Genomic DNA, 12,237 nt, shown 5'->3' with positions numbered 1-12,237 from the left:
ACCCAGCCTAGGACTGGTGCTGGAGGGAGGTGCCCATCACCTTGCGGATCCGCTGGTCGCTGACCTTCTCCCGGGTCCCGAGCTGCTGCGCGAAGAGCGAGACGCGGTACTCCTCCAGCAGCCAGCGCGAGTCGCGCAGGTGCTGCGGGACAGGCTGGCCCTCGGGCAGCGCGGCGACGGCGTGGAGCCAGGCGTCCTGAAGGCCGGAGAGCTGGTCCTGGAGCTGGCGGTCGCGGGCCACCTGGCCGTCGAGCCGTTCGCGGCGATGGGTCACCGCGGCGAGGTAGCGCGGGTAGTCGCGCAGCCGGCTGATGCCTGCCATGCCGACGAACCCCGGCTCCATCAGCCGGGCGACCTGCGCGCGCATGTCGGTCATCGCGGGCAACGTCATCAGGTCGGCGCGCCCGGAGATCGCGCGGTCGGTGGCGCGCCACGACTCGAGCACGCGCATCACCTCGTGCACGGCCGGGCTCATCCCCTCGGCGACCGCGGTGCGGGCGGCGGCCACCACCACGTCGTACGCCGCCTCGTCGCGGACGGTCGGTCGTGCGTCGACCACCTCGCCGACGATCGCGGCGCGCACGTCGTCGAGCAGGTCGCCGACGCTGGCGTAGGGCGACCCGACGAGGGCGAGCTTGGCCCTCTGGTCGAGGCCGGCAGCGGCGAGCACCTCGTCGACGGGATCGGCCGGTCCGAGCGCGAGCAGCACGAGCCGGCGTACGCCGAGGCGGTGGTGCGCCGCGGCGACGTCGGGCGTGGCGAGCACCTGGAGCCCGACGGTGGTGCCCTCGTCGACGAGGGCCGGGAAGCCGCGCACCTCGTGCCCCGCCCTGCGCTGGACGAAGGACTCGTCGATCGTGCCGAAGGTCCACGCCGTCTGGCCGGTCGCGGTGATGCCGGAGTCGGACGCGACGTCGGCCATCGCCTGCTCGAAGGTCGAGCGCAGCGGCTCCTTGAGCGCGTCGAGGTCCTTGCCGCGGCCGGCCTCGCCGCCCTCCTCGGTCACCACGCGGTAGGTCGGCTGGAGGTGGGTCGGCACCTTCGACCAGTCCCACGCCTCGCGGTCGATGACCAGGCTGCGGGTGCTGCGGGCGAACCGCTCGAGGGCGTCGAGCAGCGGCTCGGAGCCGGGCGGCGTGGCGGCGAGGAACTCGCGGGCGGTGTTGGGCGCGGGCACCATCGCGACCCGGAGGTTCTTGGGCAGCGAGCGGATCAGCTCAGTGACCAGCTCCTCGCGCAGTCCGGGCACCAGCCAGGAGAAGTCGTCGGCCTCGATGCGGTTCAGCGTCGCGACGGGGACGTCGATGGTGAGGCCGTCGTCGGCCGCGCCGGGCTCGAAGTGGTAGCTGATCGGGAAGGTCAGCCCGGCCTCGTCGCTGTCGTGCCACTGCGTCGGGAAGTCGAGGGCGCGCACCTCTGCCGCGGTGTCGTGGGTGAGCATCTCCGGGTCGAAGGTGAGCAGGTCGGGACGCTTCTGCCGGGCCCGCTTCCACCACTGGTCGAAGTGCTGGCCGCTGATGACGTCGGCGCCGACGCGGCCGTCGTAGAACTCGAAGAGCGTCTCCTCGTCGACCACGATGTCGCGGCGGCGGGCGCGGTGCTCGAGCTCCTCGGCCTCCTCGAGCAGCCGCGCGTTCTCGGCGAGGAAGCGGTGCCGCGAGTCCCACTCGCGCTGCACGAGGGCATGACGGATGAAGAGCTCGCGGGCGAGCGGCGCGTCGATCCGGCCGTACTGCACGAGGCGGTCGGCGACCAGCGGCACGCCGTACAGCGTGACGCGCTCGCGCGCCATCACGGCCGCGCGCTTGCGCGACCAGTGGGGCTCGGAGTACGTCCGCTTGACCAGGTGGGAGCCGAGCCGCTCGGCCCACTCGGGGTTGATCGCGGCGTTCTGGCGGGCCCACAGCCGCGACGTCTCGACGAGCTCGGCGCTCATCAGGAAGCCCGGGTTGCGGCCCTTGAGGACGCTGCCGGGGAAGATCGCGAAGCGGGCGTTGCGGGCGCCGAGGTACTCCCGCATCGGGCGCCGCTCCCCCGGCTTGCCCTGCTCGCGCTCCTCGAGCGCGCCGATGTGGCTGAGCAGGCCGGACAGCAGGGCCTGGTGGATGCCGTCCGCGTCGGGGAGGTCGGACGGGTGCCCCACCTCGAGCTTCATCTCCTTGGCGACCTGGCGCAGCTGGGACTCGTAGTCCTGCCACTCGCGGATCCGCATGTAGTTGAGGAACTCGCGCTTGCACATCCGGCGGAAGGCGCTCGACGAGAGCTCCTTCTGCTGCTGCTTGATGTGGCGCCACAGGTTGAGCCAGGTCAGGAAGTCGCTGGACTCGTGCTTGAAGCGGGCGTGCAGCTGGTCGGCCTGCGGACGCTGCTCCTCCGGCCGCTCGCGCGGGTCCTGGATCGAGAGGGCGGCCGCGATGACGAGCACGTCGCGGACGCACCCGAGGCGCTCGGCCTCGAGGATCATCCGACCCAGGCGCGGGTCGATCGGGAGGCGGGCGAGGCGCTTGCCGACGTTGGTCAGGCGCAGCCCCGGCTGGGACGTCATACGGTCGGGGCGAGCGGATGCCCCCTCCGTATGACGTTGCGGGGCGGGCGAGGTCTGCACGGCGCCGAGCTCCTCGAGCAGGTCGGTGCCGGCCTTGATGTTGCGGCGGTCGGGCGGCTCGACGAACGGGAAGCGGGCGATGTCGCCGAGGCGCAGCGAGGCCATCTGGAGGATGACGCTGGCCAGGTTGGTCCGCAGGATCTCGGGGTCGGTGAACTCCGGGCGCCCCTCGAAGTCCTCCTCGGAGTAGAGCCGGATGGCGATGCCGTCGGACACGCGTCCGCAGCGGCCGGAGCGCTGGTTGGCGGAGGCCTGGCTGATCGGCTCGATGGGCAGCCGCTGCACCTTGGTGCGTACGGAGTAGCGGCTGATCCGTGCGACGCCCGTGTCGACGACGTACGCGATCCCGGGGACGGTGAGCGACGTCTCGGCGACGTTGGTGGCCAGCACGACACGGCGCACCGTCGACGGGTGGCTGGAGAAGACCTTGTGCTGGTCGGCAGCGCTGAGCCGCGAGTAGAGCGGCACGATCTCGAGGCGGTCGCTCTTGAGTGCGTCGAACGCGTCGGCGGTGTCACGGATCTCGCGCTCTCCGGGCAGGAAGACCAGCACGTCACCGGGGCCCTCGGCCGAGAGCTCGCGCACGGCGTCGACGATCGCCTCGGTCTGGTCGCGCTGGACCGGCTCGCCGTCCTCGTCGTCCTCCGGCAGCTCCAGCAGCGGGCGGTAGCGGACCTCGACCGGGTACGTACGACCCGAGACCTCGACGACGGGTGCGTCGAAGTGCTTCGCGAAGCGGTCCACGTCGATCGTCGCGCTCGTGATGATGAGCTTGAGGTCGGGGCGGCGCGGCAGCAGGCGCTTGAGGTAGCCGAGGAGGAAGTCGATGTTGAGGCTGCGCTCGTGGGCCTCGTCGATGATGATCGTGTCGTACTTGCGGAGGTCGCGGTCGCGCTGGAGCTCGGCCAGCAGGATGCCGTCGGTCATCAGCTTCACCCGGCTGGCCTTCGACGTGCGATCGGTGAAGCGGACCTGGTAGCCGACGACGTCGCCGAGCTCGGTGCCGAGCTCCTCGGCGATGCGCTCGGCCACCGAGCGGGCCGCGATCCGGCGCGGCTGGGTGTGGCCGATGAGCTTGCCGCCACCCCTGCCGCCCCCCTTGCCGCCCTCGGGGGACCCCTGGCCCCGGCCGAGCTCCAGGCAGATCTTCGGCAGCTGGGTGGTCTTCCCCGAGCCGGTCTCGCCGGCCACGATCACGACCTGGTGGTCGCGGATGGCCGCAGCGATGTCGTCGCGGCGTGCGGAGACCGGGAGCTCGGCGGGGTAGGAGATCTTCACAACGGGCGCCATTCTCGCCCACGGCGGCAACCGGGTTTCCAGCGATCCCCGGTCAGCCGGGGATCATGTCAGGAGCTGGAGCCCTCGTCCTCCTCGGGGGGCGTGGTCGGCTGGACCTGGCCGGGCATCACGGGAGGACCACCGTGCATGCCGTCGCGTCCGCCGAACCCGCGGTCGAACCCGGGACCTCCCCTGTCGTCGCGGCGCTCCGCCCACCCACCACGGTCGCCCGGCCCGTCGTGGGTGATCGCGTGCACCACGGTCAGGCCCAGGCCGCCGACGATGACGCCGGCGAGCGCCGAGGCGATGAGGGCGGCCAGTCCGTAGGTGCGGTCCCGGCCGTCGGAGCGGCGCAGGCTGCTGAAGCGCTCACGGAAGCCACGGCGACCGACGGGCTCTGGTGCTGCCGCGGTGGCGGCCGGCGCGACCGGTGCCGGGTCGGGGGCGGGTGGCAGCCCTCCGTCGCGGCGTACGGGCTGGGTCTCGTCGTCGGGCCGGGGCGTGCCCTGCTGGTCGTCGCTCATGCGCTGAGCGTGGGCCTGCTTCCTGTGCCCGACCTGTGCCCGGGCTCGCAGCCCGCCGTGGATCTCAGCCGATCGGGACGCTCTGCGAGGGGGGCAGGTCCTGCCAGAACGGGTGGCTGAGGAAGGACGCGACCCGCTCGAGCGGGATGGGCCACGCCACTCCCTCCGCCCTGCTGGGCTCCATCAGCACCCGGGAGCGCACGACCGGTCCGTCGTGCTCGATCCACGCCCAGCCGTCGTGCTCACCGCCCCGGATGAACCGGAACGTGAGCGGGGTCCCGTCGATGACGCGGTCCTGGCACTCGAACCCGGGCCGGCAGCCGTCGGGAGCGGTGGACAGGAGCTCGGCCTGCCACCACACCTCGCCCTCGACGGTGCCGCGGAACGCCGCCTGCGCCTTGACGGTCGGACCCGTGTGGGCGCTCGCGTCGCCGGTGATGATCGAGTACGGCGAGTCGGTGAAGTACTGGAGGCCGACGTCGAGCATCCGGTCGTTCCACGCGGCGGCCTCGTCCACGGAGTCCGGCAGGACTGCGTCGCGCAGCACGGCGTCGACCTGGTCCTGCTGGATGCCGAGGATGTTCGCAGGATTCGGGAGCAGGACGACGACGACGGTGCCGTCGGCCCGATCGGTCGCCCACCCCCACTGGTCGGCGTACCTCCCGACCTCGACCGCGCGACCACCGAGCTCGTAGGTCGCGCAGCCGGGGTAGCACGAGAAGTCGCGCCACTCCGTGGCCTCCCACGTGCGCGCGATCCGTGCCGACACCTCGCGGAGCTCACCCGTCGCGTCGTCCTGGACGACCACCGAGGGGGCGAGCATCTGGATGCGGTCGTCCGCGTCGTAGCTCGGGATGAGGCTCAGGCGATAGGGGGCGGCCGGCTCGAGGCCGAGCCGGTCGACGAGGAGGTCGTAGGCCCGCCGGTCGGCATCCATCGCTGCGAGCTCGCTCTGCCGGGCGTCGAGGTCGCGGCGCAGGTCTTCCTCCACCTGCGCGGGCGGCACGGTCCGATCGGCCGGACCGACCTTCTCCGACGACGGGCCGCCGACCGCGCCCCAGACCGCCACGACGACCGCGGCGCTGGCGAGCGCTGTTCCGCCCGTCGTCGCCCACTGGCGACGCCGACGCCGGCGTCGCCCCCGGAGCAGGTCGTCGTGTGGCGACACGGGGGGCACGTCGACGGCATCGGCCAGCGCGTGCAGCCGGTCCTCGAGGTCGATCATGGACGTTCTCCCGTCATGGCAGCCGGGTCGAGGACCCGCCTGAGCTCGTGGACGGCCAGCGAGGTCTGGCTCTTGACCGTTCCGGTGCTGATCCCGAGGTCGCGGGCCGTCTCCTCGACGGAGAGGCCCCAGTAGTGGCGCAGGACGACGACCCGACGCTGACCCTCCGGCAGCCCCCGCAGGGCGGTCCAGAGGGCGTCGGTCTCCTCGACCCCGAGCGGCGCGGGGACCGGGACGTCGAGCTGCTCCCGGTCGCGCAGCCGCTCGCGGCGCCACGGACGGCGCGTCTCGTCGAGGTGGCTGTTGACCACGATCCGGCGGACGTAGGCGTCGATCCCCTCGAGCCGCGACGCTCTGTCCCAGGCCCCGTAGAGCTTGGCGAGCGCCACCTGGACGATGTCCTCGGCGCGGTGCGCGTCGCCGCACAGGAGGTAGGCCAGGCGGTAGAGCTGCGGGCGCCGCTGCACGACGTACGTCGTGAAGTCCCCGTCGCGATCCGGCATCGTGCCCCCTGTGTCTGGCCAGTCTCACCCGATAGACGGAGGCGGGCGGCGATCGGTTGGGAGAAATCCGTGGATCCATGTCGAGAACTGCTCGGCGGCTCCGTCCCCGGGATGGACGCGGCCACAATGGGCCGCACCTGAGAAGGAGAACGAGATGCCGAAGTACCTCATCCTCAAGCACTACCGCGGCGTTCCGGCGGGCACCGTCAACGACCACCCGATGGAGGAGTGGGCGCCCGACGAGGTCGACGCGCACATGCAGTTCATGGACGACTTCGGCAAGCGGCTGGAGGCCAGCGGCGAGTTCGTCGACGCGCAGGCGCTCTCCCCCGAGGGTGCGTTCGTGCGGGCCAACGACGAGGGCACCGGCCCCGTGACCGACGGGCCGTTCGCCGAGACCAAGGACCTCATCGCGGGGTGGTACGTCGTCGACGTCGACGGCTGGGACCGCGCGGTCGAGCTCGCCGGCGAGCTCTCGCTGGCACCGGGCAAGGGCGGCAGGCCGATCCACGAGTGGCTCGAGGTGCGCCCGTTCTACGGCGCTCCGTCCGGCACCGAGGACTGACCCTGCCGGTGGACGTCTTCGACGCGGCGGTCCTGCGGCCGCTCGTGCCCGCGGTCATCGGCGTCCTCGTCCGCCGCGGAGCGGACTTCGCGGCGGCCGAGGACGCCGTGCAGGACGCGCTCGTCGAGGCCGTCCGGTCGTGGCCGGACGACCCGCCGCGCGACCCGAAGGGCTGGCTGGTCACCGTCGCGTGGCGACGGTTCCTGGACGGCGTACGGTCCGGGGCGGCGCGACAGCGGCGCGAGGAGACCGTCGAGGCGGAGCCGGAGACCGGTCCGGTCGAGACGACCGACGACACGCTGCGCGTCTTCTTCCTCTGCGCCCACCCCGCCCTGACGCCCGCGTCCGCGGTGGCGCTGACGTTGCGAGCCGTCGCGGGCCTGACCACGCGTCAGGTGGCCGAGGCCTACCTCGTGCCCGAGGCCACCATGGCGCAGCGGATCAGCCGCGCGAAGCGGACGGTGTCGGGCGAGTCGTTCGACCGGCCCGGCGACCTCGCGACGGTGCGGCGGGTGCTCTACCTCGTCTTCAACGAGGGCTACTCCGGCGACGTCGACCTCGCCGCCGAGGCCATCCGGCTGACCCGCGAGCTGGCGGTGCTGGCCAGCCATCATGGACCGGACCCGGAGACCGACGGACTGCTCGCGCTGATGCTGCTGCACCACGCGCGGCGGCCTGCCCGGCGGCGCGCGGACGGCACGCTCGTACCGCTCGCCGACCAGGACCGCAGCCTGTGGGACACGGCGCTGGTCGAGGAGGGCGTGGCCGTCCTGCAGGCCGCGCTCGCCCGCGAGCAGCGTGGCGAGTACCAGCTCCAGGCCGCGATCGCCGCCCTTCACGCCGACGCCCCGACCGCCGCGGAGACCGACTGGGTGCAGGTCGTGCAGTGGTACGACGAGCTGCTGGCGCTGACCGGCAGCCCGGTCGTCCGGCTCAACCGGGCGGTGGCCGTGGGCGAGGCCGACGGCGCCCGGGCGGGTCTCGCCGCACTCGCCGAGGTCGACCCCGCCCTGCCGCGCCACCGGGCCGTGTCGGCGTACCTCCACGAGAAGGACGGCGACCTCGCAGCCGCGGCGCGGCTCTACGCCGAGGCGGCGGCGCTTGCGACGAGTGCGGCCGAGCGGACCCACCTGACGAAGCAGGCCGCACGCCTCCACCACTGATCGAGGCCCGACAGGTGTCGCACAGGAACTCCACAGGAATCGGCGGCAGGATGCTGCCATGGTCCTCACCCGCCCCGACGGCTCACCCGTGCGCGTGCTCGTGGTCGACGACGAGGTCAACATCGCCGAGCTGCTGGCGATGGCGTTGCGCTACGAGGGCTGGGACCTCGCGATGGCCCACACCGGCACGGACGCCGTCTCGACCGCCCGCGACTTCCGCCCCGACGCCGTGGTGCTCGACATCATGCTGCCCGACTTCGACGGCCTCGAGGTGCTGCGCCGGATGCGCGCCGACGGCAACGACGTCCCCGTCCTCTTCCTCACCGCCAAGGACGCCGTCGAGGACCGGATCGCCGGCCTGACCGCGGGCGGCGACGACTACGTCACCAAGCCGTTCTCGCTCGAGGAGGTCGTGGCGCGGCTGCGCGGGCTGATCCGGCGGGGCGGCAGCGCGGCCCAGGCCGAGGCCGGCAACGTGCTCGTCGTCGGCGACCTGACGCTCGACGAGGACAGCCACGAGGTGCACCGCGCGGGCACCGAGATCGGTCTCACGGCGACGGAGTTCGAGCTGCTGCGGTTCCTGATGCGCAACCCGCGACGCGTGCTGAGCAAGGCGCAGATCCTCGACCGGGTGTGGCAGTACGACTTCGGCGGGCAGGCCAACGTCGTCGAGCTCTACATCTCCTACCTCCGCAAGAAGATCGACGCCGGCCGCGAGCCGATGATCCACACCATGCGCGGCGCGGGCTACGTCCTGAAGCCGGCGGGATGACCCGCCGTCCGCTGACCCTGACCGCCCGCCTGGTCGCCGTGGCGGTGCTGCTCGTCGCGGTCACCGCCCTCCTCATCGGTACGGCGACCACGCTGGCGATGCGGTCCCAGCTGAGCAGCCAGCTCGACGACGAGCTCCGCGCGAGCGTCGGGCGCGGTTTCGGGCCGGGCCCCGGGGACGGCGGTCCCCCGGTCATCCGTGACGACGACGGTGACCGCGACGACTACATCGGTCAGCGCTACGGCTCGGTCTTCGCCCGCCTGACGACGAACGGCACCGGCTACGGACAGGTGATCCGCGGCGGCGACTCCGGCACCCCCGCGCTGACCTCCGAGCAGCTCGCGGCCATCGCCGGCGTGGTCGGCTCGAAGAGTCCCCAGGACGTCCGGATCCCCGGCCTGGGCAGCTACCGGGTGCTCGTCCGAGGTCCCTTCGACGGGACCTACGAGCTCCTCGGGCTGCCCACGTCGGGCATCGACCAGACGCTCGAGGAGCTGGTGCGCCTCGAGCTGCTCGCCACCATCCTCGGCGTCGTCGCTGCGGCCGGCGTCGGGACCTGGGTCGTACGCCGCCAGGTGGCGCCGCTGCGCGAGGTCGCGGCCACCGCGCACCGCGTGTCCGAGCTCCCGCTCGCGTCGGGCGAGATCGAGATGACCGAGCGGGTTCCCGACCGGCTCGCCGACGAGCGCACCGAGGTCGGCCAGGTCGGTGCTGCGCTCAACACGATGCTCGACCACGTCGAGGCGTCCCTCGACCAGCGGCACCGCAGCGAGCAGCAGGTGCGCCAGTTCGTCGCGGACGCCTCCCACGAGCTGCGTACGCCGCTGGCCACCATCGCCGGCTACACCGAGCTGGCCCGCCGGCGCCCGGAGACGACCGGCACCGCGCTCGACAAGGTGGAGACCGAGTCGGCCCGGATGACCGCCCTGGTCGAGGACCTGCTCCTGCTCGCCCGGCTCGACGCCGGTCGACCGCTCGAGCGCACCCCCGTCGACCTGTCCCGCCTGCTGCTCGAGGCGGTCAACGACGCACGAGTGGTCGACCCCGACCACCAGTGGCGGCTGTCCCTGCCCGACGCGCCGCTCACCGTCCCCGGCGACGAGGCGCGGCTGCACCAGGTCGTCACCAACCTGCTGACCAACGCCCGCAAGTACACCCCTGCCGGCAGCACCGTCACGGTCACCGGGACGGCGTACGGCTTCACGGTCCACGACGACGGACCGGGCTTCCCGCCCGAGCTCGCCCCCCGCGCCTTCGAGCGCTTCGTCCGCGGCGACGTCGCCCGCACCCGCGCCGGCGGCGCCGGCCTCGGCCTCTCCCTCGTCGAGGCCATCGTCGCCGCCCACGGCGGCTCGGTCTCCCTCGACACCGCCCCGGGCGACACCACCCTCACCGTCCACCTCCCCCACTGACCGGGCGTACACCCCGCCGAGTCGGCGCATGTGTACGCCCAAGACCGGTCGAGTCGGCGCATCTGTTTGTCCGCGCCGTGCAGATGCGCCGACTCGGCACCTTTCTCGCGCACACACGCGCCGACTCGGCACCTCTTCTGCGAACACATGGGCCCACTCGGCAGCTCTGCCGCGAACACATGCGTCCCACTCACCTAGGGTCGGGGCATGGAGCCCGGGACCCCGATCCGTTGTGAGATGACGAAGTGGGGCGACCGGCCGCACTGGGAGTTCGACGGCATCCACCTCGGGTCCGACGAGCACGGCGAGTGGCTGGGGTTCCCCGAGGGCACGGTCAACACGCGCCCGGGGCTCGAGCTGGTCTCGAAGGCCGCCTGCGTGACGCTCGTGACGCCCGACGGGTGGTGGGCAGCGACCTTCCACGCACCCGGCATCTGGTGCGACCTCTACGTGGACATCGCCACCCCCGGCCGCTGGGACGGAGCCGTGCTGCGCGCGGTCGACCTCGACCTCGACGTGATCCGGATGGCCGACCCGCTCCCGACCGTGGTCTACCAGGCGGCGGCAGACGCGGGGCGCGTCGCCGGCGAGATCTTCGTCGACGACGAGGACGAGTTCGCCGAGCACCAGGTCGCCTACGGCTATCCCGCCGACGTCATCGAGCGGGCGCAGGCCAGTTGCGACGAGGTGCTCGCGGACGTCCGCGCCGGGCGGGCGCCGTACGACGGCACCGCGCAGCGGTGGCTCGACGACCTCAGTCGTCGGACGACGTCCGCCTGAGCGCCCGCCGCTCGCTGCGCGTCATCGCCCGGAACGGGCCGACGAGGCGCGGCCCGGAGAGCCGGCTCTCCAGCTTGCGGGCCTCGCGCTTCAGCGGCTGGGCGACGTACTCCCCCAGGATCACGCCGGACGCCAGCGCGATCGCGACGGAGATCGCGGTCATCAGCGCGAGGATGCCCTGCGACACGTCGTCGCCCCCGTTGGCGAGGAACGTCAGGCCGCGATAGATCGAGAGACCGGGCAGGAATGGCACGATCGCCGGCACCGCGACGACGAGCGGCGGCACCCGCACGCGACCCGCCACGGCGTAGGCCACGAGGCCGATGAAGAACGCGGCCGCACCTGCGCCGGCCGCCCGGCCGAAGCCGACGTACTCCACGCCCTGCGAGATCGTCGCCGCGACCGCGGTGATGAGGCCGACGGGCAGCACCGCACGCCGGGGTGCGTACGACGCCACGCTGAAGGCGGCCGCCGACACCGCCGCGCCGACGAGGATCGTGGGGAGCTCCGAGATGCTGCCCAGCTTGCCGGGGACGAGCTGGCCGAGCCGGAGGCCGATGCCGTCGGCGATCGAGATGCCGAGCGCGACGCCGGCGATGATGCCCGCCGTCGCCATCATCGCCTCGATGAGGCGTGCGCTCGCGGTCAGGTAGAAGCCGGTGAGCGCGTCCTGCACGGCTCCCATCAGCCCGATGCCGGCGAGCAGCAGGATGATGTTGGCGGTCACCGCGAGGGACGGGTCCACGTCGACGGGCGTCGCGGCGACACCGGCGGCCAGCAGCGTCGCGATCGCGCCGCCGGCGACCTGGAGGTAGAAGAACGGCAGCCGCCGCCGGGCCATCAGGATCTGCACCCGGTCGATCAGCGCGGCTGCGATCGCGGCCACGACGGAGACGACCGCACCACCACCGAGGAAGACGCCGACCGCGGCGGCCATCACCGCCCACGCGACGGTCACCGCCCAGCGTGGGAACGCGTGGCCGAGCGAGACGATCGTCGCCATCCGCGACCGCGCGAGGTAGAGGTCGCACTGGTCGGTGAGGAGGTCACGGACGAGGTGGTCGACCGCGGTCAGGTCCTCGTAGTCGATGTCGCGCTGCTGGACGTGGCGCATGAGCAGCACCGGTACGTCGTCGGCGGAGCGCTGGTAGTTCATCGAGAGGGCCGTGAAGGTCACGTCGATCTCGGCCTGGCGCAGCCCGAGGTGATCGGCGACGGACCGCATCGTCGCCGTCACGTCGGCGGCACCGGCGCCCGAGGACAGCAGCATCTCGCCGATCCGCAGGCAGAGATCCATGGTCAGGTGGACCTCGCGGGCGCGCTCGGCAGCTTCCTCGGCTGCCTCTTCGGCCGCCTGCTCGTCGTCCGGGGTGAGGGCGTCGCGCTGGTCCACGCAGGCCATGCTCGCAC

Annotated in this window: 10 protein-coding genes; 5 read left to right on the top strand and 5 right to left on the bottom strand. The window is 72.7% G+C overall.

The genetic code is table 11. From position 1 onward, the window contains the following. Positions 1–7: 7 nt before the first annotated feature. The 4 genes from hrpA to JI751_RS16935 all read right to left on the bottom strand — a co-directional run bounded on the left by hrpA (position 8) and on the right by JI751_RS16935 (position 6,135). Positions 8–3,895, bottom strand: a complete 3,888-nt coding sequence (hrpA, locus tag JI751_RS16950) for an ATP-dependent RNA helicase HrpA (protein ID WP_201939167.1) — start codon at positions 3,893–3,895, stop codon at positions 8–10. Between the two features lie 56 nt (positions 3,896–3,951). After that, positions 3,952–4,407 (bottom strand): hypothetical protein, encoded by a 456-nt coding sequence (locus tag JI751_RS16945; protein WP_201939157.1) that lies wholly within the window; start codon positions 4,405–4,407, stop codon positions 3,952–3,954. Between the two features lie 64 nt (positions 4,408–4,471). After that, positions 4,472–5,632, bottom strand: a complete 1,161-nt coding sequence (locus tag JI751_RS16940) for a hypothetical protein (protein ID WP_201939156.1) — start codon at positions 5,630–5,632, stop codon at positions 4,472–4,474. After that, complete coding sequence (locus JI751_RS16935) at positions 5,629–6,135, bottom strand: SigE family RNA polymerase sigma factor (RefSeq protein WP_201939155.1); 507 nt, start codon at positions 6,133–6,135, stop codon at positions 5,629–5,631. The genes JI751_RS16940 and JI751_RS16935 overlap by 4 nt, the downstream gene beginning before the upstream one ends. 154 nt (positions 6,136–6,289) lie before the next feature. Between JI751_RS16935 and JI751_RS16930 the strand changes: the two genes are divergently transcribed. The 5 genes from JI751_RS16930 (at position 6,290) to JI751_RS16910 (ending at position 10,827) form a co-directional block, all read left to right on the top strand. Then, positions 6,290–6,700 carry a YciI family protein gene (locus JI751_RS16930; RefSeq protein WP_201939154.1) on the top strand — a complete coding sequence of 137 codons (411 nt, stop codon included), beginning with the start codon at positions 6,290–6,292 and terminating at the stop codon, positions 6,698–6,700. Positions 6,701–6,708: 8 nt separating this feature from the next. Beyond that, on the top strand, positions 6,709–7,863 hold the full coding sequence (locus JI751_RS16925; RefSeq protein ID WP_201939153.1) for an RNA polymerase sigma factor: 1,155 nt from the start codon (positions 6,709–6,711) through the stop codon (positions 7,861–7,863). Positions 7,864–7,921: 58 nt separating this feature from the next. Next, entirely contained in the window at positions 7,922–8,635 is a 714-nt protein-coding gene (locus JI751_RS16920) for a response regulator transcription factor (RefSeq protein ID WP_201939151.1), read from the top strand. Then, positions 8,632–10,047, top strand: coding sequence for a sensor histidine kinase (locus JI751_RS16915; RefSeq protein ID WP_201939148.1), 1,416 nt, complete (start codon positions 8,632–8,634; stop codon positions 10,045–10,047). The genes JI751_RS16920 and JI751_RS16915 overlap by 4 nt, the downstream gene beginning before the upstream one ends. A 207-nt stretch (positions 10,048–10,254) precedes the next feature. Then, entirely contained in the window at positions 10,255–10,827 is a 573-nt protein-coding gene (locus JI751_RS16910; RefSeq protein WP_201939147.1) for a ribonuclease FAU-1 family protein, read from the top strand. Here the strand turns inward: JI751_RS16910 and JI751_RS16905 are convergent. Then, positions 10,802–12,220 carry a threonine/serine exporter family protein gene (locus JI751_RS16905; protein ID WP_307814318.1) on the bottom strand — a complete coding sequence of 473 codons (1,419 nt, stop codon included), beginning with the start codon at positions 12,218–12,220 and terminating at the stop codon, positions 10,802–10,804. The genes JI751_RS16910 and JI751_RS16905 overlap by 26 nt on opposite strands. Between the last annotated feature and the right edge of the window lie 17 nt (positions 12,221–12,237).

This window comes from Nocardioides baculatus, assembly GCF_016735675.1.
In the GTDB taxonomy this organism is placed as follows: domain Bacteria; phylum Actinomycetota; class Actinomycetes; order Propionibacteriales; family Nocardioidaceae; genus Nocardioides; species Nocardioides baculatus.
This window is presented reverse-complemented; position numbering and strand designations above follow the sequence as displayed.